Raw genomic sequence first — 20,472 nt, forward strand, 5'->3', positions numbered from 1 at the left:
GACGGACCTGATGAGCACGCCGCGGATTACCGACAGCCATTGCCACCTGGATTTCCCGGATTTCGAAGATGAACTGGAACAGGTGATCGCGCGTGCCGCCGAGGCTGGCGTCCGGCGCATGGTGACGATCTGCACCAGGATGGCCAATCTGGACCAGGTCCGCACGATCGCCGAGGCGCATGATCCGGTTTTCTTTGCCGCCGCCACCCATCCGATGAGCGTGGCGTCAGAACCGATGGTAACAGTGGATGATCTGGTCGCCTTGGCGGCGCATCCTAAATTCGTCGGTATCGGCGAAAGCGGGCTGGACTATCACTATACGGCGGACAGCCGCGAGGTGCAGATCGAAAGCCTGCGCATCCATATCGAAGCCGCGCGCCAGACCGGTTTGCCCCTGATTATCCATGCGCGCGACGCGGACGAAGATATGGCCCGCATCCTGACCGAAGAACACGCAATCGGCGCCTTTTCCTGCGTGATGCACTGTTTCAGCTCCGGGGCCGCACTTGCGAAAGCGGCGTTGGATCTGGGTTTCTATCTGTCGATGTCCGGCATCGCCGCCTTCCCCCGCAGTCAGGACCTGCGCGACATTTTCGCAACTGCCCCGGTTGAACGCATTCTTGTCGAAACCGACGCCCCTTATCTGGCCCCGCCCCCCCATCGCGGGCGGCGGAATGAACCGGCCTACACCGCCCATACGGCCAAGGTCGGCGCCGAAATCTTCGGCCTGTCCTACGAGGCATTCGCCGCACAGACCGAAGCCAATTTCGACCGGCTGTTCACTAAGGCCGCAACCATCGAGAGCGGTGCGTGATGGCGCGGCTGGAGTTCACCATACTTGGATGCGGCTCGTCCGGCGGGGTGCCCCGGCTGGGCGGGCATTGGGGCGATTGCGACCCGTCCAACCCGAAAAACACCCGCACCCGTTGCTCCGCACTTGTCACCCGAACCGGCGATGATGGCGGCGTCACGCGTGTGTTGATCGACACGTCGCCGGACATGCGTCACCAGTTGCTTCGCGCGGGCGTCGGCACCCTGGATGCGGTGGTCTACACCCACAGCCACGCCGACCATATGCATGGCATCGACGATCTGCGCATGGTGGTCTTCAACATGAAACGCCGCCTGCCCGTCTGGGCGGATGGCCCGACGCAGGAGGCGCTGCTGGCCCGGTTCAGCTATGCGTTCATCCAGCCCGAGGGGTCGAACTATCCGCCGATCCTGGACCTGCACTCGATCCGGCTCGGCAAGGGCGATGTGGTGATCGGTGGCGCGGGGGGCGACATCCAGCTGACCCCGTTCGAAGTGCGCCACGGCCTGATGGACGCCCTGGGGTTCCGGATAGGCGGGCTGGTCTATCTGCCGGACGTGAACGAGATCCCGGATGACGTGCTGCCTGTGCTTCAGGATCTGGACGTATTCGTTCTGGATGCCTTGCGCCGCTCACCCCACCCGACCCATTTCCATCTGGATCAGGCTCTGGAGTGGATCGAGCGTGTTGGCACCCGCAAAGGCGTGTTGACCAATATGCATATCGACCTGGACTACGCCACGCTTGATGCGGAAACCCCGCCCCATATCACCCCGGCCTTTGACGGAATGACCATCCGCATTCCGCTTGAATGAGCACTCTTGTCGATATCGTCCTGCCCGTCTTTCTGGTGATCGGGTTCGGCTATCTGGTGCGCTGGCGGCGCCTGTTGGACGACGGGGCGGTTGACGGTCTGATGCGCTTTGCGCAGTCGGTTGCCATTCCCTGCCTGTTGTTTCTGGCCATCGCGCGTCTGGACCTGGGCGCCGAATTTGATCTGGCGCTTCTGGGCAGCTTCTATACCGGCGCGGTTTCGGGGTTCGCCGCCGGGCTTCTTGGTGCGCGTCTGCTGTTTGGGCGTCCTTGGCCGGATGCGGTGGCCTTTGGGTTCGTGACGCTGTTTTCCAACTCGCTTCTGCTGGGTTTGCCGATCACGGAACGCGCGTTTGGCCCCGATGCTCTGGCCGGGAACTATGCCATTATCTCGATCCACGCGCCGATCTGCTATGCCATCGGCATCACCGCGATGGAGATTGCCCGCGCCCAGGGTGCAGGCCCCTGGGACACGCTGCGCCAGATCACGCGCGCGATGACGCGCAACATGCTGGTGCTGGCGATTGCTGCAGGCTTCGTCGTCAACCTTATGCATGTTCCCCTGCCCGGCGTGCTGGTCGAGGCGTTGACCCTGTTGGGCCGGGCCGCTCTTCCCACAGCCCTGTTTGCCCTTGGCGGTGTCCTCTATCTTTACCGTCCCGAAGGCGACCTGCGCATCGTCACCTATCTGTGCCTGATTTCACTGTTCGTGCACCCGGCGATCACCTGGGGGCTGGGGCTGGCGCTTGGCCTGAATGTGGATCAGTTCCGGTCTGCGATCGTCACGGCAGCGTCAGCGCCCGGCATCAACGCCTATATCTTTGCCAACCTCTATGGGGTGGGCAAACGCGTGGCGGCGACCACGGTTCTGGTGGCCACCGGCCTGTCGATCCTCACCGTCTGGGGGTGGCTCGCGATGCTCGCAGCCTTCGGATATTGACAATGGGCAGGGCGCACCAGCCTAAACGTTACAGATTTTCCATTCAACCCTCGCATCCGTAACATCCCCCCTTGCCCCGAATCGTGGCGCCAAGTATTATCGACCATACGGTCAGCTTTAATCGGCGCCGCTATCGGGTTTGGGAGGACCACATGGATGCATTGATTTGCGACGCCGTTCGCACCCCCATCGGACGCTATGGCGGTGCCCTGTCGCAGGTGCGGGCCGACGATCTGGCAGCCCTGCCCATCGCGGCCCTGATGGCCCGCAACCCGGACGTGGACTGGGCGTCTGTCGATGACGTGCTTTACGGATCCGCCAACCAGGCGGGGGAAGACAACCGTAACGTGGCACGTATGGCCGCCCTTCTGGCCGGGCTTCCGGTGGACGTGCCCGGCACCACGATCAACCGCCTCTGTGCGTCCGGCATGGACGCGGTGGGCATGGCCGCGCGCGGGATCAAGGCGGGCGACTATGACCTGTGCATCGCAGGTGGCGTCGAGAGCATGAGCCGTGCACCCTTTGTCATGCCGAAAGCCACGTCGGCTTTTACCCGCGCCAACGCGGTCTATGACACGACCATCGGCTGGCGCTTTGTGAACCCGAAAATGGACAAGATGCACGGCACCCACTCGATGCCGCAGACTGCTGACAACGTGGCTGAAGATTATTCCGTAAGCCGCGAAGATCAGGACGCTTTCGCCGCGCGAAGCCAGGCCCGCTGGGACGCAGCCCAGAAGGCAGGTCGCTTCGCGGACGAGATCATCCCCGTGACAATCCCGCAGCGCAAGGGCGATCCGGTCGTGGTCGACACAGACGAACACCCCCGCCCCGGCACCACCGCCGAGAAGTTGTCGGGCCTTAAAGGCGTGAACGGACCCGACCTGACGGTGACGGCGGGCAATGCGTCAGGTGTGAATGACGGGGCGGCAGCGATGCTGGTAGCCTCGGAAGCCGCGGCCGCGACCAATGGGCTGACCCCCATGGCCCGCGTTGTCGGGATGCAAGCCGCCGGCGTGCCCCCCCGCATCATGGGCATCGGTCCTGTTCCGGCCAGCCGCAAAGTGCTTGAAAAAGCGGGACTCACCATCGACCAGATGGATGTGATAGAATTGAACGAAGCCTTCGCGGCCCAGGGCCTTGCCACGCTGCGCGAACTGGGCGTCGCCGATGACGACCCGCGCGTGAACCCCAATGGCGGTGCGATTGCACTGGGCCACCCGCTGGGCATGTCCGGCGCGCGGCTTGTTCTGACCGCCGCCTATCAACTGAAACGCACCGGAGGGCACTATGCGCTCTGCACCATGTGCGTGGGGGTTGGACAGGGCGTTGCCCTTATTCTGGAAAGGATCTGACGATGTATGCTCAATTGGTGAAAACCGCAGGCACTGGCGTGAAGACCCGCGCGGAAATGTCTGATGAAGAACGGAATTTCCAGGATCGCATTGACCGGGATGAAAAGATCGAACCGAAAGACTGGATGCCCGATGACTACCGCGCCACGCTGATCCGCCAGATCGGTCAGCACGCCCATTCCGAGATCGTCGGCCAATTGCCGGAAGGCAACTGGATCACCCGCGCCCCCACGTTGGAGCGCAAGGCAATCCTGCTGGCCAAAGTGCAGGACGAGGCGGGCCATGGGTTGTATCTTTACTGCGCGGCGGAAACGCTCGGCGTCACCCGAGACGAACTGACCGAAGAGCTGCTGTCAGGTCGCATGAAGTATTCGTCGATCTTCAACTACCCCACCCTGAACTGGGCCGACATCGGCGCGGTGGGCTGGCTGGTGGATGGGGCGGCGATTATGAACCAGGTTCCATTGCAACGGACGTCATACGGCCCTTACAGCCGCGCGATGATCCGCATCTGCAAGGAAGAGAGTTTTCACCAGCGCCAGGGCTATGACATCATGATGAAGATGGCGCAAGGCACGGATGCGCAACGAAAAATGGCTCAGAATGCGCTCAATCGCTTTTGGTATCCGTCGCTGATGATGTTTGGCCCGTCCGACAAGGACAGCGTGCATTCCGCGCAGTCGCTGGCCTGGAAGATCAAGATCGACACCAATGACGAGCTGCGCCAGAAATTCGTCGATCAGACCGTGCCACAGGCGAAATATCTTGGTCTGACCATCCCTGACGAGCATCTGAAATGGAACGAGGAACGTGGCGCGCACGATTTCTCGGAACCCGACTGGTCCGAGTTCTTCAATGTCATCAAGGGCAAAGGCCCCTGCAATATCGACCGGATGAAAGACCGCGTCGCCGCCTGGGAAGACGGTGCATGGGTGCGTGATGGCCTTCTGGCCCATGCCCGCAAGAAATCAGCCGCGCGCACCGCCGCCGAATAAGGAGAGATCAGATGTCCAAAGAATGGCCCTTGTGGGAAGTGTTCATCCGCGGCCAGCACGGCCTGAGCCACCGGCATGTGGGCAGCCTGCACGCCCCTGATGCCGAGATGGCGATCAAGAACGCGCGCGATGTCTATACCCGCCGCAACGAAGGCGTGTCGATCTGGGTGGTGGAAGCCGTCCATATCGCGGCCTCTTCCCCGGAAGAGAAAGGCCCGCTTTACGAGCCGTCCAATTCGAAGGTGTATCGCCACCCGACCTTTTTCGACATTCCTGAAGACGTGGGGCATATGTGATGGCTGACCAGAACGCTCTGTTCGAATTTCTGCTCAGGATGGGCGACAACAGCCTGATCCTTGGGCATCGCGTCAGCGAATGGTGTGGCCATGCGCCTGTGCTGGAAGAAGACATCGCGCTGGCCAACACGGCGCTGGACCTGATCGGTCAGACGCAGATGTGGCTGGGCCTTGCGGGCGAGGTGGAAGGCAAGGGCCGCACCGCCGACGACCTGGCCTTCCTGCGCGACGCCTGGGATTTCCGCAACCTCTTGTTGTGCGAGCTGCCCAATGGTGATTTCGGCCGGACGCTGATGCGCCAGTTCCTGTATGACGCCTGGTCGTCGATCATGCTGGCGCGGTTGATCGGGTCGTCCGATCCGCGTGTGGCCGAGATCGCGGCAAAAGCCTCGAAAGAGGTCGCCTATCACGTGGAACGGTCAGGCGACACTGTCGTCGGGCTGGGCGACGGGACCGAGGAAAGCCATCAGCGGATGCAAGCCGCGCTGGATTACCTGTGGCCCTATGTCGGCGAAATGTTTGACGGCGACGCGGTGGACACGGCCATGGTCAAGGCCGGTATTGCCCCCGACCCCGCGTCCCTGCGTGAAGAATACGACGCGCTGGTGGGGCGCGTGTTGACACAAGCCACGCTGACCAACCCGACCGACACGTTCCACCACAAAGGCGGGCGCACGGGATACATGCACACCGAACATCTGGGCCATCTTCTGACCAGCATGCAATGGTTGCAGCGCGCCTATCCCGGCGCGACCTGGTGATATGGACCAGCCGTCGGTTGATACGATCTGGGACTGGCTGGACCAGGTGCCCGACCCCGAGATCCCGGTGATCTCGCTGGTCGATCTGGGCATCATCCGGGACGTCCGGTGGGAAGGTGACGTGCTGAACGTCGCCGTCACCCCCACTTACTCCGGCTGTCCTGCCACCACCGTGATCAAGTTCGACATCGAAGCTGCGCTGCGCGACCGAGGGATCGAAAAACTGGTCCTGACGACGCAACTATCCCCCCCGTGGACCACCGACTGGCTGTCTGACAAGGGCCGCGCGGCGCTGGAGAAATTCGGCATCGCTCCGCCCTCGGCCAAAGGCGAACCGGATCGCTGCCCCAATTGCGGCGGCACGGATCTGGAACGCACCAGCCAATTCGGCTCGACCCCCTGCAAGGCGCTCTGGCGATGCCGCGACTGCCTTGAACCCTTCGACTATTTCAAGTGCATCTAGGAGGTTCCATGGCGCGCTTTCACACCCTCAAAGTGACCGACATCCAGAAAACGATCCGCGATGCGGTTGTCGTGACGCTTGCGCCCGACGAGCCGGAGGCATTCGATTACACGCAAGGCCAGTACCTGACCTTCCGGCGGGATTTCGACGGGCAGGAGCTGCGCCGGTCCTATTCGATCTGTTCCGGGCTGGACGATGGCCGGTTGCAGGTCGGCATCAAGCGCGTCGATGGCGGGGCGTTTTCCACCTGGGCTAATGAAGAGCTGAAAACCGGCGACACCATCGAGGCGATGTCGCCCATGGGCAATTTCTTCGTGCCGCTGGCGCCCGATCTGGATCGCCACTACCTGGGTTTCGCGGGCGGCTCCGGCATCACGCCGGTGCTGTCGATCATCAAGACGACCCTTGCCCGCGAACCCAATTCTCAGTTCACGCTGGTCTATGCCAACAAGGCCGTGACCACGATCATGTTCCGCGAGGAACTGGAAGATCTGAAGAACCGCTATATGGGTCGGTTCAACGTGATCCACATTCTGGAAAGCGACGCGCAGGAGATCGACCTGTTCACCGGGTTGGTGGACGAGGAAAAATGCGCGGCTCTGTTCAAGAACTGGATCGACATCAAGTCCGTCGATACCGCGTTCATCTGCGGCCCTGAACCGATGATGCTGGGCATAGCCCGCGCGCTGCGCGACCACGGGCTGGATGACGCGCAGATCAAGTTTGAACTGTTTGCGTCCAGCCAACCCGGCCGCGCCGCAAAGAAAGCCGTCAGCACGTCGGCCGTGAAAGGCGACGGGATCAACGCGGTGATTGCACTGGACGGATCCAGCCGCACCATCACCATGGACGCCGAAACCTCGATCCTGGATGCGGCCCTGGCCAATGACATGGATGCCCCATATGCCTGCAAGGCCGGGGTCTGTTCGACTTGCCGGTGCCGTGTGATCGAAGGCGATGTCGAGATGCTGACCAATCACGCGCTGGAGGATTACGAGGTCGAAAAGGGCTATGTCCTGTCCTGCCAGTCCTATGCCAAATCCGCCCGTGTCGTCATCGACTACGACCAGTAAGGAGAGCCCCATGTCCGAGATGAGCATCACCGACTACCTCGCCCAGGGGGGTGTCATGACCTCGCCCGAAAACGTGCCCGCGCGCTATCGGGCCGAGCTGATGCGCCTGATGGCCACCTTCGTGGACAGCGCGCTGGCAGGGGCTGCGGGATTTGCAGATATCATCAACGAAGGTCCGGGCATCAAGGAACGCATCGCGGCGGCCAAGATCGTGCTGGAAAAGACCGACAATGCCGACAAGGTGTTGAAGATCATGGGCGACTTCGGCGCCAACATCGCGCGCTATGCCAATCACCACCCGTGGACGGACCGCTTGGACCGTGACGCGGATATCGGGACGTCGCGCACTGACGCAGACATGCGTCTGGCGGTGTTCAACTATCCCCTGCAAGGATGGGCAGATGCCGTTGTGATGAACCTTCTGATGGGTCTGGCCGTGGGCGTGCAGATGGGCGAATTCAAACGCGTGTCCTACGCACCTTTGGCCGAGGCATTCCGCGCCATTGCGCCGGTAGAAGCACGTCATGCCGAACTTGCCGCCGAGGGCGTCGAGCGGCTGGTTGAGACCGGCACGGACATGGCGGATCTGCAAGCCAGCGTGGATTACTGGTGGCCGCGCGTTGCGTCGAGCTTCGGCAAGGATGTCTCGACGCGCGCCAGCCAGTTGCAAGCCTTCGGTCTGCGCCACTCCACTAACGCCGAGTTGCGCGAAGAATGGGAAGCGGCAGCGGCCACCGCCCTGAAGAAACTGGGACTGAGCGCGCCCTGAGCGCCGCCTGACCGTATCACGAACAGAGGACACAGCATGACCTTGATGAAAGTCTCCAGCTTCGCGGCTGGTCAGTGGATTGCGCCGGGCGCGGGTGCCCGCCCCATCGCCTCGGCCATCACGGGGGCCCAGATCGCCGAAGCCGGTGGCGCAGCCTTGGATATGCAGTCGATGATCGACTATGCGCGCGACACAGGCGGCCCTGCCCTGCGCGCGATGGGCTTTCATGACCGCGCCAAGATGCTGAAAGCTCTGGCGGTGCATCTGGGCGAGCACAAGCAGATGCTTTACGACCTCAGCTTCGACACCGGGGCCACGCAATCCGACCACATGATCGACATTGACGGTGGCATCGGCACGATGTTCGTCTTTGCCTCGAAAGGCCGTCGCGAAATGCCGGATGGGCAGGTCTATATCGATGGCGAGATCGAGCAGCTGTCGCGCAATGGCACCTTTCTTGGTATGCATATCGCAACGCCCCTGCAAGGCGTCGCGGTGCATATCAACGCGTTCAACTTCCCGGTCTGGGGGATGCTGGAAAAGCTCGCGCCCACTTTGCTGGCCGGTGTGCCCGCGATCGTGAAACCCGCGACCGCCACCAGTTACGTCACCGAAGCCGCGGTGCGTATTCTGCTGGACAGCGGCATTCTGCCCCACGGCGCGTTGCAGTTGATTTCCGGCGGCACGGGCGACCTTCTGGATCGGCTTGGCCCTCAGGATATCGTCAGCTTTACCGGCTCGGCACAGACCGCGTCGATGCTGCGATCAAACCCGAACATCTTGCGCAACTCGGTCCGTTTCGTGGCCGAGCAGGACAGCCTGAACGCGTCGATCCTTGGCCCGGACGTGACCCCGGACACACCGGAATTCGACCTCTTTATCAAAGAGGTGCAGCGCGAGATGACCACCAAAGCCGGGCAGAAATGCACCGCGATCCGGCGTATCATCGCCCCCGATGCACAGGTCCAGAACGTGATTGAGGCTCTGTCAGCCAGTCTGGACAAGACCGTCGTCGGTGACCCGCGTGCCGACGGCGTGCGCATGGGCGCCTTGGTCTCGGCCAGCCAGAAAGCAGATGTGCTTGAGAAAGCCACCGCCATCGGAACGGAGAGCAAACTGGTTTATGGCAACCCGGATGACACGGATTTCGCCGGGGACGTCGACCCCGGCGCCTTCGTGAAGCCGATGCTGTTTCATTGTGAAAACCCCGATACGGCCACCATCGTACACGAATGCGAGGCATTCGGCCCCGTCTCGACGATCATGGGGTATCGCGACATCGCCCATGCAATCGAGTTGGCCAACAAGGGCGATGGGTCGCTGGTCGCCTCGGTCATCACAGGATCAGGCGATGTGGCGCGCGAGGTTGCCATGGGCGCCGGTGCCTTCCACGGGCGGCTTTATTTCAACAACGCCACCTCGATGAAGGAATCGACCGGCCACGGATCGCCCCTGCCCCATATGGTGCATGGCGGACCGGGGCGCGCGGGCGGCGGCGAGGAAATGGGCGGCGTGCGTGGTGTGTTGCACTATATGCAGCGCACCGCCATTCAGGGCAGCCCCGACATCCTGACCGCTATCGGCGGACGTTGGGTACCCGGCGCAACCGAGATCGACGGCCCAGCCCACCCGTTCACCCGAAAATTCGGCGAATTGTCGATTGGCGAGACGCTGCACACCAAGTCGCGCGAGATCACGCTGGACGATATCGAGCACTTCGCCAATTTCACCGGCGACACCTTCTATGCCCATATGGACAGCGCGGCCGCGAAACGTAATCCATTCTTCCCGGATCGCGTGGCGCATGGCTATCTGCTGCTCAGCTTCGCGGCGGGTCTGTTCGTCGAACCCAACGAGGGGCCGGTTCTGGCAAACACGGGCCTCGACAACCTGCGCTTCATGAAACCGGTCGAGGCCGGCCACAGCATGAAAGTACGCCTGACCGTGAAGGCCAAAACACGGCGCACGGATGAGTATGGCGAAGTGCGCTGGCACGTGACATTGACCAATCAGGATGATGAACTGGTGGCGGAGTACGAACTGCTGACGATGAACGCTTATTGATACCGGATGGTCGCCCCGACGATCCCCGACGAGGCGCAAGACCTCTTGACCCTCTTGCAGGGTGACGGAGATCTGCGGGTCTGGTCGGTGATCGTGACCATCATGGGCGACATGGCGCGCGGCCCCGGACAAACCGTATCCGGTGCAACGCTGGGCGTGCTGATGGGCGCACTTGGCATCCGGCCCGAGGCCACGCGAGTCGCGCTGCACCGGCTGCGGAAAGATGGCTGGATCAGCAGTCAGCGCGCCGGGCGCGGGTCGCTCTATGCGCTGACCGATCATGGTCGGGCGCAGACACAAGCGGTGGCTGATCGTATCTACGACCCGAACCCGCCCGCGCCGGACCGTTGGCACCTTGTCGTCACCTCGACGAGCACTGATCCGGACAATGTCGAGCAGCATCTGGTCAAGCAAGGTTTTTCAGAGCTGTCCCCAAAAGTGTTCCTCGGCGTTTCAGGCCCAGGCGCCTGCCCCGGATGTCTGCATTTCTCGGACAATACACCCCAATTGCCACAGACGATGCTAAACACGCTGATCCCTGCCCCTGCCGCCGCCGAGACCCAGCGTTTTCAGGCCAGGCTTGCACAGGTAAGACCGCGCATCCTTTCCTCCCAGTCACCGCTGTCTTCCCTGTCGAAGGCTGCATTGCGGATCATCGTTTTGCACAACTGGCGGCGCATCGTGTTGCGATGGCCACCGCTGCCCCTGCCCCCGACCTGGCCCGAGGCGCAACTGCGCCGTGATGTGCATGCGCTTCTGACCTGGCTTGGCCCGATTGATGCAGATGCCTTGAGGGGGTGAGCACCTTCTGTTGTCAGACAGGGTAGGATTGGTGCGGGCGGTGCGCACCAAACAGGTGTCGCATAGCGTTGCATTCGATATTCGACACGTTGTAGGATTTCAGTGCCTTATGGGCGTAATTGTCCCACCACGGCCCAGCGCATCACACTGAAACGCGGGGTCAAATGGGGGACCAGATGGGGGACCGGGCGTCCATGCGCAACAAGCTGACCGCCGTTCAGGTGAAAAAGGCAGGCGACGGAAAACACTATGACGGCGGCGGGCTGGTGTTGGTTCGTAAGGGCGGTGTCGGGAAGTGGGTGTTCAGATACTCTCACCTCGGGCGGCGGCGGGAAATGGGCATCGGGTCGCAAGCCGAGCTGACCCTGGCCGATGCGCGCCGCATCCGTGACCAGTGGGCAAGCGAATTGGCCAAAGGTCACGACCCGATCGACAGCCGCAACGCCCAGCGCGCGGCTGAACGTGATGCTGTGAGCCGGGAAGACCCGACACTCGAGGACATGGCGATCGAGGCGTTTGAAGCGCGCAAGGCGTCCCTGCGTGGCGAAGGGACGCGCGGGCGGTGGATGTCGCCGCTCGACCTGCACGTCATTCCAAAGATCGGCCGCAAGCGCATGAGCAAAATTCACCAGAAGGACATCAAGGACGCCCTGTCCCCGATCTGGCGAAAAAAACACCCGACCGCGCAGAAAGCCATAAACAGGATCCGCATCGTGTTCACCCATGCGCGCCTGGCCGGGTTCGACTGCGACCCGTTCACGGTTCACGCGGCGGAACACATGCTGGGCGTCGTGAAACACGAGCCACGGCATGTGCCGGCCACCCGATGGCAGGACATACCGGACCTGTACCAGGCCCTCACCCAGCGCGGGAACCACGCATCCTGTCTGGCGCTGCGTTGGGCGATCCTGACCGTTGTGCGCTCGATGGCTGTGCGCGGTGCACGGTTCGATGAAATCGAAGGCGATGTCTGGACGGTACCTGTCGATCGCATCAAGGGGCACGAAGGGCGCGTGAGAGAATTTCGCGTTCCACTGAGCGCCGAGGCGCAGGCCGTTGCGAAACTGTGCAGCGAGTTTTCCGACAATCTGCTGTTCCCCGGCCTGCGCGGCACCCCGATCAGCGATGTCGCGGTCAACAAGATGCTGCGCAGCACCGGCATCGAGGGAACGCTGCACGGGCTGCGCACGTCATTCAGAACGTGGGTGCAGGACAACCAGGTCTGCACCTATGAAGTGGCGGAGACTGTTTTAGGTCACACCATAGGCAACAAGGTCGAACGGTCATACGCGCGATCTGACCTGCTGGAACCGCGGCGCGTCGTTCTGGACGCCTGGGCGCGCTTTGCCACGGGGCAGGATGCGAAGGTTGTGCCGATCAGTGCCGGGAAAAGTGGGTGATTTTTCAACGATGCATCGAAACTCATTGGAATGCTGAAAGCGCGCGTTTAATCCGCCCGGAAACAATACGGCCCGAACACACCGAATGCGCCGCTGCCGGTCGACACAGGATAGCGCAGGCAAATCTGGTATGGTTCGTCAGGCACATCACAGTCGCGCTCGAAAAAATCCACCCATTTCCACGGTTTGGGCGGGAGATCGTTGGGCGCATAGTCTCCGCGCCCGCTGCCGCGACAGCCCCGAACGGGAACGCCGTTGTGAAAGGTTTCGATCCAAGCGTTCCAGCGACCAGAAACCGGAACGCGCGCTTCGGCTTTATACAGGATCAGAGGTTTATCAAACCCAACGTCCATGATCTCGACCGTTGCGGTGATCCAAGGTTTTGGAAGGATGTGTTCGTCATAATAAAGCCGCGCGTCCTTTCCGAAGATCAGCGCGAACCACATAAGCAGAATTGCGACCGTCCACAAACCCGTGCTTTTGTTGCCGAAGAACGCCTGTCGAATCGTCATTTTCCACCCAGCTTTCGAACAATGAAATCTCGTATTGTTTCGGCGCTGATCGACATAAGGGCGCGCATGATATGCTCGCCCGTGATGGCAAGAACTATGGCGACTATCACAGTGTCGTCCTCGGTCAGGCTCTCGATCTTTCCAATGATCCATTCGTGACCATAATACGCCGCCAGGAAGCCCGCGAGGATCCCGCCCAGCGCACGACGCAGGCGAATGCGCCGTTCGATCGGGGTTTCATCCTCTGGCGCCACCTCGTCCGTGAACAGCCATTTGATGAACGTGGTCAGCGCGACGGCGACCCAGAATTTTACGTCCTCGGCATACTGCATGGTCAGTCTGGTGGCCTCTCTGCGCTGAAGCTCGTTGTGAACCCGCTCGAAGACACCGAATGCGTCACCGATTTTACAATCCATTCGCCCAGCGCCGCGAGCGACAGGCCTGCGACCAAGACACGACCGTCAGCCGCAACCAGGGGGTTTCCCGGCAGCGTCATGGAAAGCGTTTCTTTCATCCGCTTGGATCGGTTCAGCTCGGCATCTGCCGCGGCCTGCGCGGTGGCTTCGTCCTTGAACCGTTCACGCAGGCGACGCACGGGTTCACCATCGCCTGCCTTGACCTCGATGTCGCTGGCGGCGTCCAGGTCGCGATAGGTGGCCACCACAGACCCCGCGCCATCCGACAGGGACCGATCAACCGACCAGCGCGACACCATGCTCGACGTGATCGGCACCAGCGGAACGGTGGCACCCGAGGCGGTGATGCCTTCGCCCTTGCGCCCGACGAACAACACGCCGCCTGATGGTTTGGCAATCAGGTCATGCTGGGCGGCAACGCGCGTCAAAAGCGCGATGTCGCTTTCGTCCACCTGGTCAAGATGTCCTGGCGCGATTGCCGCCGCGCTTTCGGTCGCGCCGGGTTCAAGCCCGTTTTCACCTGCGATTACGTCCACGATGTCGCCCAGCGTCATGTCAGACGGCCATGACCGGGTTTTCTGCTGCGTGATCGGTGCGGTGCCCGTGTCAGTGGTCCCTGTCGCCTTTGCTTGACCCGTGATGGATATGGCGCGCGGCGGGCCGCTTTCCTGCACGTTGTCGGCAACGAACAGACCCACTGACAGACCGCCCATCCAGATTGCAATCTCGGCGCCGGGCTGCGGCAGCGGAAACAACTGAACCAACCCGCTATTCGCGATCAGGATGTTACAACTGTCGGAGTCAAACCCTGAATTGTCAGTGACCGAGACAGACGTGATGGCCGAGAACGGCCCGGCCGACAGGGGCACACCGTTCACCGCCACCGCGAGCAGGTTGCTGATGTCCGTCACCCCCATAGCTGCGCGGTCCCCCGGTCCTCGCTGGGTTCATAGGCAGGAAGCAGGATTTCGATGCCGACCGGCAGGACCGGGCCGATCGAGGCCAGGCCGGGGTTGGCGTCCAGAACAGCCGCGACCACATCGTCACCGTCGCTGTCGTAATGCGCGCGGACCAGGTGATCGAGGACATCCCCGTCCTTAGAACGGTAGCGGGAAGAAACTGCCGTCATATCGTGCCAACCTCATTCTGAATTCTTGCTTGTGCGGGACACCGCCCGGCGCGAAGACGGTTTGGCCTTCGCTGACGCTTTCAATGACCCACACGCCCAGGAACGCGCCCGTGCCCGCCACCAGCGTGTAGGGCTTGCGCGCCTCGGCCATGCGTCGGAGCATGTCGACCTGCCCAAGCCCGCCGCGAAAATGGGGATAGATCACGCCATCCAGCTCGATATTTTCAGGGCCGAACCCGGTGAATTGCAGCGCGTCATGGGTGCCGACACGGTTTTGCCGCGCCCAACGGTACTCGCTGCTGCGCGTCATGTTCTGATAGGCGGCGCTGTTGATCGAGAACTGGTATTCGCCAAGTTGCATCATCACGTCAGCCATGGATCATCGCCCCCACATGCCTGTTGCGGGCACACGGTCAAACAGACCGCCCTGCGACGCCTGGCGCGCGCGCTGGTCCAGCATTTCAATGAGCTGCTGCGCCGATACGCCCTGCGCATTGACTGTGTATTGGTGAACATGGGTGACAGCCGCCTGCGCCGCCGCCTGCATTCCACCGCCCTGCATGATGCCTGACACTTTTCCTGCATAGTCTGCCAGCGACCGCATGGCGCGGTTGTCGGCAACCCACCCGGCCCTGTTCTGATACATCAGCTCCGGCCCCTTTTCGCCGGTCAAAACCGCACCGGGGCGGAAGAAGCCACCAGATGCGCGTTCCTGAACAGGCTCGTCGCTGCCACCCCAGAGTTTATCAGCAACCCACCGCCCGGCTTTGCCAGGCGCGTTCTGCACCCACCTCAAAGCGTCAATCACGGGCTGAATGATGCCCATCACCCATTCGAATTTGGACGCCAGCCAGTCGAGAACAGACCCGATGCCCTCTTTCACCCCGGCCCAGGCTTCTTTGACGCCCGCGACACCATCGGCAATGTTCTGTTTCAACCCGTCCCAGATTTCGCCAATGCGGTTCTTTGCGCTCTCGAAGGTCTCTTTGACTTTTTCCCAAAGGTTCAGGAAAAATGCCTTGATCGGCTCCCAGTTCTTGTAGATCAGGTAGGCCGCGCCAGCGATTGCGGCGATGATGGCCCCAACCGGGTTCGCGATCATAGCTACGCCGATCGCTTTGATACCACCTGCAACCAGCGGAAGGACGCCGCTCAAGCCGACCATCGCCTTGCCAAGGCTGAACACCGCGCCGCCGAACTTCACAACCTTCATGATAGTGCCGGATGCCAGAACGCCGCCGATGATGACGCCGAAGTTTTCCCAGCCGCCGACCATCTCGGCGACCTTGGTCACGGATTTAGACACAGTGCGGGTGACACGGCCCACGCCGCTGGCAAGATCCCGCACCACGGGGATGGCGCGCTCGACACCATCCGCAAAAGCGCCAGCCCATTCCTTCACCTCCGCACGGTTCGACACCAACCACCCGCTGATTTCCTGCATCGTCTGGGTAACAACTGGCATCAGCTCGGCCCCGATGGTGTTCTTCAGCCCCTTCCCGACCAGTTGCAGGTCAAGAAGGCTGTCTTGGAACACCTCGGCGTTGCGGGCGGCTTCTTCTTCCAGCACATAACCGGTCTCCCGCGCATCATCGCGCAGGTCGTTCAGCCCTTTGGACCCGTCGCGCAGCATGTTCAGCATGCCGATGCCGGACCTGCCAAACAGATCGTTGGCAATGGCCGCGCGCTCGGCGGTGGTCTCAACCTCGGTCAGGCGATCCGCGATGGCGGCAAGCGCATCATCAGGCAGCATGTCGGCGAGGTCAGCGGCGGACAGGCCCAGCGCGTCCAAGGCATCCTTCTGGGCGCCCGTGCCTTCCATGGCCAAGCCAATATTTTTGGTCATTTTTTCGAGCGACTTGTCGAATTCGCCGGTGGAAACCCCTGACCGTTCGGCGGCATAGCGCAGCTCTTGGAGCGCGCCGGTGCCGATACCCAGCTTGTCGGCGGTTTTGGCAACATCGTCGCCAAGCTGGGCGGTCGAAGATGCGACACCAAAGATCGCTGTCGCCGCAAGCCCGCCGCCGACAGCCAGACGACGCGCCTGGCGCCCGATGTCGGTTGTCATGGCGCTGAATGTCTTTCCGACCCGGTTGGCCGCATGGGACGCATTGGTCCATCGCTCCTGGGCGCGGCGCAGTTTGCCTAGCGTCCGCTCTAGGTCCTGATACTCGCGGTCAAGCTCTTCGACAGACCGGCCTTCTTTTTCCAGAACCTTGCGCTGCTTCGCCAACTCGCGCTGGCGCCGCTCGACATCCTTGATCGCGCTGCCGACCTGCGACAAGCCGGATTTCAGGAAACTAATATTCTTCTTGACCGATCCCTCGAGGACCGAACCGATGGTGATCGAGGCGTTAAGGCGTTGGTTCTTTGCCATTGGCGGGCAATCCTTCTAGCCACCACAGGAACAGGCTGACCGGCAAGCCCATGATTTCGGCGTGGCCCCAGCCCGTGAACCGGGCCAGGGCTAGTGCAGACCTGCGCAGATCCCCATCACCGGTCAGGCGTAAAAAACCGCCAGCGCCGCCTGCAAGCGCGTGTACTGGCGGATGGGTAGGCTGCGAATGGTGGCGGGGGGCAACTCAACCAGGTTGGCAATCAGCGTGACCTCGGCCTCGCCCTCGCCGCCCTTGGCGCGCTGTGCTGTGATCTGGTCATCCACCGTGGGTTCGCGCATGGTCAGGGCCTTCACCTCGGTGCTATCAATGATCAGGGGGCGTTCCTCGAAACGGATTTCAATGGTTCCGTCTGAATTCTCGATCAGCCAGGCGGGGTTTTTGTCCATGATCAAAGCCCCAGATTGCGGCGATGCTCGGCCAACTGATCGACGCCGCCGATGACACGCACCATGTTGATGGCGTCGATCTCGGTGGTGACGGTGCCGCCATGCGTTTCGCGGTAGTAATCCAGCGTGGCGGTGACGGTCAGCGAGGGCTTGTTGCCCGACCCCCACGTGCCGCGCGACAACTGCGTGATTTTGCCGCGCATGGTGTGGGTGACAGCCGTGGTGGTGCCGTCATAGCTTTCCAACGAACCCTTGACGGTCAGGGGAACACCAGACCCGGCTTTCAGCCCCCACATCTCGATCGTGGCACGGTCATAGCCGGTCAGGACGAACGAACAGGTCAGTTTTTCCAGTCCCATGTCGATGTCGATCGGGGCGTCCATGCCGCCCGCGCGGTGTTCCTCAGTGGAAACGGTCAGATCGGGCGGCGAATATTCCTCGATCTGGCCAGCATGTCCGCGCCCGTCGACAAACAGGTTCAGATACTTCAGCACATCACTTGCGGCGGTCATGCGAACACCTCCTCTACGTAATCATTGACCAGGTGCGACCGGAACGTGATGCGTTCGGCCGGATAAGGCGGGGTGAAGTCAAAGTCGAAGAAGACCTCGCCAAGCTGCACATTCGCGGGCGTGTTCAGGTCCGGGTCAGCCCAGCATTCACCGCCCAGGATGGCACCCTGCGCTTTCAGATCGCGCAGAGAGTCGTTAACGCCCTCGGTGACGGCTTCGACATAGGTCTTGGTGATCCCGCGATCGACAGCCCACAGGTGGGCGCGTTGCAGGCTGTCATTGATGATGTCAGCGGTGCGGCGCACACACAGGAAGTGCCATTTCGTGTCGGCGGTCACAGACCGGTTGCCCCATAGGCGGTATCCGTTCTGGCGAATGATCGTCGCGACCTTGTTTTCGTTCAGCAGGTTGGCGCGGGAATTGGCATCGCCCAGCTTGAAATCGACCGGGCGCGAGGTGCCCACGATGCCATTGATCAGCTTGTTTGACGGCGATGCCCAGAACCCGACAGTCAGGTCGGTCTTGGCGATCACGCCAGCAACCCGCGCGGATGCGGGTTCATCGACGGTGACGCCGCCGCGCGACACCTTGACCCAGGGGTCGACCACATACAGGCGGTCCGATCCGAAATCAGCCGCGGCGGTCTGTGCGTCCGCATCGGTTGTGTTCGGGCCATCTGCGATGATCACAGCGCGCATACGTTCGGCAATGCCGATCAGTTCGGACACGACCGGGTTGGCAGCATCGCCGGGGCGCTGATGCGTCATGCCTGGTGCGATCAGGACGCGCGGGGAAAACCCGACGACGCTTTCAGCCCCCAGAAGGGCGTGAACGCCCTCAAGGTTGCCATCGACCGCGTTGACGCCACCGACTGCATTTGCCAGCAGCGCCGCTTCGTCGGCGCCCTCTTCGATGCGCACCACCACCACGGCGGCGCCGATCTGGTCGAAAATGGCGTCAATTGCGTTGGGCAGGGTGCCGTTGGCGTCACCAACGGTATCAAGCCCAGCCGCTTCGGTGCGCGAACCCGCAATCAGGACGGGGGTGTTCAGGGGGAATGCGGCTGCATCGGCGTCGGGCGCGGTGCCCACGATACCGATAACGGAGCTTTTGACCGCCTCGATCGGGCGGGTGCCGTCGTCAATCTCGACAACCTCGACACCGTGAAGAAAAGTGGGCATGTGTCACCTCGAAATCTGCTATTGTTGGCAGCATTTCAGGCAGGTGTCGGGCTTTCCTCTGGCGGCTTCCCTATGCCCAGCGGTCAGGTCTGATCCAGGGACGCCAGCAGCGTTTCGGCCTGGGCCTTGGCCGTCAGCAAAATGCCCTCGTAATCATGTGGATCCGTGACCGCCTTCAACAGGTCGGTGGTCTTGCGGCGCAACCCGGATGCGCGAACGGCGATGGCCTGGAAGCGCGCGGCGTTGGTCACAATTTCCTGCGCCAGCTCGGTCAGGGTTTCGCCCGTCAGGTCGGCCTCGCCCTGCAAAAGGGCCTGCTGCTCTGCCGTTGCAGCACTTTGCAGATAAGCCCGCGCCGCCGCGTCCTTTTCGGCCCATGTCATTTGTTCATGCAAGGGCGCGCCGCCCGCCTGTGATGCCATGAAGCCTTCGATCCACTGGTTCATGGCGTTCAGCGCCTCGCTATAATCGGCAAACATGGGACCGCTGGCCGGAACGCTGCTGATCAGGTTGCCGTTGTCAAACGACAGAACAACCGCACCCTCCAGGTGAAGCCGCCACGCGCTGTCGGTGATTTCGACAGCACCTTCGGGGATCTGGATGTGAACCGCATCGTCATAGAACGCGATACCATCGGGGGAAACAGGGGCTGCGTATTTCATCTTAGTGTCCTATCGCCAAATACGAAACATTTTCACCGCTCACGGGATTGCCGGAAGCATTCACGACAAAAAAACGACAACTTGCAGTTGTTGTCTGGTCAGGCACCCAGCCAACCATCCGCACACCGGAGGTTCCCGATGCTGTGCTGGTGGTTTCCTGAGCGATTACCTTGAAAACATCGTTAGGGAATGTGATCGGAAACGTAGCATCCGCTTCGCCGCTTCCGCTGGACATGCCTGACGAACCCCACTGCAAAATCAGCCCGCTGGGTAGAATCTGAAAACCGGCAGTCGTCATGCTGTTGGACGCATAGTCCGTCATGGTGACAAGTTGCTGCCAAAGCGACCAGGACGACCCCGTGCGCAGACGAAAGAAAGCATCGCCGTCCGCGTCCGTGGCGATCTGCGACGCACCTGCCGTGCCTTCTTCATGCAGAACATAAATGCTGGCAGCACCGCTGGGACGTCCGGTGGTGGTCGCGTTTGCAAGGTAAATCCCGCTTGCGCTGATGACGTCCAGATCATCCACGCCAGATGACAGGTCGATGGCTTCCTGGTTGAACCCGGCGGTCTGGTCTTTCAGGTATTTCGTCCGCGACGCGAGCTGCGCCGCCTGTACGTTGGCAATGCCCTGACCCGCGCCAAGGTTGGGCGGGCCACCCACAACAGGATCGGTGGTTTCGATCTGGTAAATGCCGGATACCCAGCCTGCGCTCTCTGAAAGGTCAGCCATA

Annotated in this window: 24 protein-coding genes; 13 read left to right on the forward strand and 11 right to left on the reverse strand. The window is 61.7% G+C overall.

The annotated features are described in order from the left end of the window. Positions 1 to 10: 10 nt before the first annotated feature. From IE188_RS02665 to IE188_RS02725, 13 genes are all read left to right on the forward strand, one after another. The gene (locus tag IE188_RS02665) at positions 11 to 814 is read left to right on the forward strand and encodes a TatD family hydrolase (RefSeq protein WP_191284914.1); all 804 of its coding nucleotides are present in this window, start codon (positions 11 to 13) and stop codon (positions 812 to 814) included. After that, positions 814 to 1,626 carry an MBL fold metallo-hydrolase gene (locus tag IE188_RS02670; RefSeq protein WP_191284915.1) on the forward strand — a complete coding sequence of 271 codons (813 nt, stop codon included), beginning with the start codon at positions 814 to 816 and terminating at the stop codon, positions 1,624 to 1,626. Before IE188_RS02665 ends, IE188_RS02670 begins: the two co-directional genes overlap by 1 nt. Next, complete coding sequence (locus IE188_RS02675; protein ID WP_191284916.1) at positions 1,623 to 2,564, forward strand: AEC family transporter; 942 nt, start codon at positions 1,623 to 1,625, stop codon at positions 2,562 to 2,564. Before IE188_RS02670 ends, IE188_RS02675 begins: the two co-directional genes overlap by 4 nt. 152 nt (positions 2,565 to 2,716) lie before the next feature. Further along, positions 2,717 to 3,919, forward strand: coding sequence for a 3-oxoadipyl-CoA thiolase (gene pcaF, locus IE188_RS02680; protein WP_191284917.1), 1,203 nt, complete (start codon positions 2,717 to 2,719; stop codon positions 3,917 to 3,919). Between the two features lie 2 nt (positions 3,920 to 3,921). Beyond that, positions 3,922 to 4,914: a 1,2-phenylacetyl-CoA epoxidase subunit PaaA gene (paaA, locus tag IE188_RS02685; protein ID WP_191284918.1), complete on the forward strand. Its 993-nt coding sequence runs from the start codon at positions 3,922 to 3,924 to the stop codon at positions 4,912 to 4,914. Between the two features lie 11 nt (positions 4,915 to 4,925). Continuing rightward, positions 4,926 to 5,210 (forward strand): 1,2-phenylacetyl-CoA epoxidase subunit PaaB, encoded by a 285-nt coding sequence (paaB, locus tag IE188_RS02690; protein ID WP_191284919.1) that lies wholly within the window; start codon positions 4,926 to 4,928, stop codon positions 5,208 to 5,210. Continuing rightward, the gene (gene paaC, locus IE188_RS02695) at positions 5,210 to 5,971 is read left to right on the forward strand and encodes a 1,2-phenylacetyl-CoA epoxidase subunit PaaC (RefSeq protein WP_191284920.1); all 762 of its coding nucleotides are present in this window, start codon (positions 5,210 to 5,212) and stop codon (positions 5,969 to 5,971) included. Before paaB ends, paaC begins: the two co-directional genes overlap by 1 nt. A 1-nt stretch (position 5,972) precedes the next feature. Then, on the forward strand, positions 5,973 to 6,434 hold the full coding sequence (gene paaD / locus IE188_RS02700) for a 1,2-phenylacetyl-CoA epoxidase subunit PaaD (RefSeq protein ID WP_191284921.1): 462 nt from the start codon (positions 5,973 to 5,975) through the stop codon (positions 6,432 to 6,434). Positions 6,435 to 6,442: 8 nt separating this feature from the next. Continuing rightward, complete coding sequence (gene paaE, locus IE188_RS02705) at positions 6,443 to 7,507, forward strand: 1,2-phenylacetyl-CoA epoxidase subunit PaaE (RefSeq protein ID WP_191284922.1); 1,065 nt, start codon at positions 6,443 to 6,445, stop codon at positions 7,505 to 7,507. A 10-nt stretch (positions 7,508 to 7,517) separates the two neighbouring features. After that, positions 7,518 to 8,276 (forward strand): Phenylacetic acid catabolic protein, encoded by a 759-nt coding sequence (locus IE188_RS02710; protein WP_191284923.1) that lies wholly within the window; start codon positions 7,518 to 7,520, stop codon positions 8,274 to 8,276. Between the two features lie 36 nt (positions 8,277 to 8,312). After that, entirely contained in the window at positions 8,313 to 10,340 is a 2,028-nt protein-coding gene (gene paaZ, locus IE188_RS02715) for a phenylacetic acid degradation bifunctional protein PaaZ (protein WP_191284924.1), read from the forward strand. A 6-nt stretch (positions 10,341 to 10,346) separates the two neighbouring features. Beyond that, a complete protein-coding gene (locus tag IE188_RS02720) occupies positions 10,347 to 11,141 on the forward strand; it encodes a PaaX family transcriptional regulator (RefSeq protein WP_191284925.1) in 795 nt (264 codons plus the stop codon). A 176-nt stretch (positions 11,142 to 11,317) separates the two neighbouring features. Beyond that, on the forward strand, positions 11,318 to 12,541 hold the full coding sequence (locus tag IE188_RS02725) for a tyrosine-type recombinase/integrase (RefSeq protein WP_229836429.1): 1,224 nt from the start codon (positions 11,318 to 11,320) through the stop codon (positions 12,539 to 12,541). Between the two features lie 47 nt (positions 12,542 to 12,588). On the opposite strand, the gene IE188_RS02730 is transcribed toward IE188_RS02725, so the two are convergent. The 11 genes from IE188_RS02730 to IE188_RS02780 form a co-directional block, all read right to left on the reverse strand. After that, on the reverse strand, positions 12,589 to 13,053 hold the full coding sequence (locus IE188_RS02730) for a hypothetical protein (protein ID WP_191284926.1): 465 nt from the start codon (positions 13,051 to 13,053) through the stop codon (positions 12,589 to 12,591). Continuing rightward, a complete protein-coding gene (locus tag IE188_RS02735) occupies positions 13,050 to 13,385 on the reverse strand; it encodes a hypothetical protein (RefSeq protein WP_191284927.1) in 336 nt (111 codons plus the stop codon). The genes IE188_RS02730 and IE188_RS02735 overlap by 4 nt, the downstream gene beginning before the upstream one ends. A gap of 2 nt (positions 13,386 to 13,387) precedes the next feature. Beyond that, the gene (locus IE188_RS02740; protein ID WP_191284928.1) at positions 13,388 to 14,380 is read right to left on the reverse strand and encodes a phage late control D family protein; all 993 of its coding nucleotides are present in this window, start codon (positions 14,378 to 14,380) and stop codon (positions 13,388 to 13,390) included. After that, complete coding sequence (locus tag IE188_RS02745; RefSeq protein WP_191284929.1) at positions 14,377 to 14,598, reverse strand: tail protein X; 222 nt, start codon at positions 14,596 to 14,598, stop codon at positions 14,377 to 14,379. Before IE188_RS02745 ends, IE188_RS02740 begins: the two co-directional genes overlap by 4 nt. Then, entirely contained in the window at positions 14,567 to 14,974 is a 408-nt protein-coding gene (locus tag IE188_RS02750; protein ID WP_191284930.1) for a phage tail protein, read from the reverse strand. Before IE188_RS02750 ends, IE188_RS02745 begins: the two co-directional genes overlap by 32 nt. A gap of 3 nt (positions 14,975 to 14,977) precedes the next feature. Then, a complete protein-coding gene (locus IE188_RS02755; RefSeq protein WP_191284931.1) occupies positions 14,978 to 16,975 on the reverse strand; it encodes a phage tail tape measure protein in 1,998 nt (665 codons plus the stop codon). Between the two features lie 123 nt (positions 16,976 to 17,098). After that, complete coding sequence (locus IE188_RS02760) at positions 17,099 to 17,383, reverse strand: phage tail assembly protein (protein WP_191284932.1); 285 nt, start codon at positions 17,381 to 17,383, stop codon at positions 17,099 to 17,101. A gap of 2 nt (positions 17,384 to 17,385) precedes the next feature. After that, positions 17,386 to 17,895, reverse strand: a complete 510-nt coding sequence (locus IE188_RS02765; protein ID WP_191284933.1) for a phage major tail tube protein — start codon at positions 17,893 to 17,895, stop codon at positions 17,386 to 17,388. After that, complete coding sequence (locus tag IE188_RS02770; RefSeq protein ID WP_191284934.1) at positions 17,892 to 19,076, reverse strand: phage tail sheath subtilisin-like domain-containing protein; 1,185 nt, start codon at positions 19,074 to 19,076, stop codon at positions 17,892 to 17,894. The genes IE188_RS02765 and IE188_RS02770 overlap by 4 nt, the downstream gene beginning before the upstream one ends. A gap of 83 nt (positions 19,077 to 19,159) precedes the next feature. Further along, positions 19,160 to 19,738, reverse strand: coding sequence for a hypothetical protein (locus tag IE188_RS02775; RefSeq protein WP_191284935.1), 579 nt, complete (start codon positions 19,736 to 19,738; stop codon positions 19,160 to 19,162). Between the two features lies 1 nt (position 19,739). Continuing rightward, positions 19,740 to 20,471, reverse strand: a complete 732-nt coding sequence (locus IE188_RS02780) for a pyocin knob domain-containing protein (RefSeq protein WP_191285324.1) — start codon at positions 20,469 to 20,471, stop codon at positions 19,740 to 19,742. Position 20,472 lies beyond the last annotated feature (1 nt).

Source organism: Aliiroseovarius zhejiangensis, from assembly GCF_014656375.1.
GTDB lineage: Bacteria > Pseudomonadota > Alphaproteobacteria > Rhodobacterales > Rhodobacteraceae > Aliiroseovarius > Aliiroseovarius zhejiangensis.

Coding starts and splice junctions, on each gene's coding strand:
- IE188_RS02665 (WP_191284914.1), top strand. CDS start 11: ATGAGCACGCCGCGGATTACCGACAGCCATTGCCACCTGGATTTCCCG.
- IE188_RS02670 (WP_191284915.1), top strand. CDS start 814: ATGGCGCGGCTGGAGTTCACCATACTTGGATGCGGCTCGTCCGGCGGG.
- IE188_RS02675 (WP_191284916.1), top strand. CDS start 1,623: ATGAGCACTCTTGTCGATATCGTCCTGCCCGTCTTTCTGGTGATCGGG.
- pcaF (WP_191284917.1), top strand. CDS start 2,717: ATGGATGCATTGATTTGCGACGCCGTTCGCACCCCCATCGGACGCTAT.
- paaA (WP_191284918.1), top strand. CDS start 3,922: ATGTATGCTCAATTGGTGAAAACCGCAGGCACTGGCGTGAAGACCCGC.
- paaB (WP_191284919.1), top strand. CDS start 4,926: ATGTCCAAAGAATGGCCCTTGTGGGAAGTGTTCATCCGCGGCCAGCAC.
- paaC (WP_191284920.1), top strand. CDS start 5,210: ATGGCTGACCAGAACGCTCTGTTCGAATTTCTGCTCAGGATGGGCGAC.
- paaD (WP_191284921.1), top strand. CDS start 5,973: ATGGACCAGCCGTCGGTTGATACGATCTGGGACTGGCTGGACCAGGTG.
- paaE (WP_191284922.1), top strand. CDS start 6,443: ATGGCGCGCTTTCACACCCTCAAAGTGACCGACATCCAGAAAACGATC.
- IE188_RS02710 (WP_191284923.1), top strand. CDS start 7,518: ATGTCCGAGATGAGCATCACCGACTACCTCGCCCAGGGGGGTGTCATG.
- paaZ (WP_191284924.1), top strand. CDS start 8,313: ATGACCTTGATGAAAGTCTCCAGCTTCGCGGCTGGTCAGTGGATTGCG.
- IE188_RS02720 (WP_191284925.1), top strand. CDS start 10,347: ATGGTCGCCCCGACGATCCCCGACGAGGCGCAAGACCTCTTGACCCTC.
- IE188_RS02725 (WP_229836429.1), top strand. CDS start 11,318: ATGGGGGACCGGGCGTCCATGCGCAACAAGCTGACCGCCGTTCAGGTG.
- IE188_RS02730 (WP_191284926.1), bottom strand. CDS start 13,053: ATGACGATTCGACAGGCGTTCTTCGGCAACAAAAGCACGGGTTTGTGG.
- IE188_RS02735 (WP_191284927.1), bottom strand. CDS start 13,385: ATGCAGTATGCCGAGGACGTAAAATTCTGGGTCGCCGTCGCGCTGACC.
- IE188_RS02745 (WP_191284929.1), bottom strand. CDS start 14,598: ATGACGGCAGTTTCTTCCCGCTACCGTTCTAAGGACGGGGATGTCCTC.
- IE188_RS02750 (WP_191284930.1), bottom strand. CDS start 14,974: ATGGCTGACGTGATGATGCAACTTGGCGAATACCAGTTCTCGATCAAC.
- IE188_RS02755 (WP_191284931.1), bottom strand. CDS start 16,975: ATGGCAAAGAACCAACGCCTTAACGCCTCGATCACCATCGGTTCGGTC.
- IE188_RS02760 (WP_191284932.1), bottom strand. CDS start 17,383: ATGGACAAAAACCCCGCCTGGCTGATCGAGAATTCAGACGGAACCATT.
- IE188_RS02765 (WP_191284933.1), bottom strand. CDS start 17,895: ATGACCGCCGCAAGTGATGTGCTGAAGTATCTGAACCTGTTTGTCGAC.
- IE188_RS02770 (WP_191284934.1), bottom strand. CDS start 19,076: ATGCCCACTTTTCTTCACGGTGTCGAGGTTGTCGAGATTGACGACGGC.
- IE188_RS02775 (WP_191284935.1), bottom strand. CDS start 19,738: ATGAAATACGCAGCCCCTGTTTCCCCCGATGGTATCGCGTTCTATGAC.
- IE188_RS02780 (WP_191285324.1), bottom strand. CDS start 20,471: ATGGCTGACCTTTCAGAGAGCGCAGGCTGGGTATCCGGCATTTACCAG.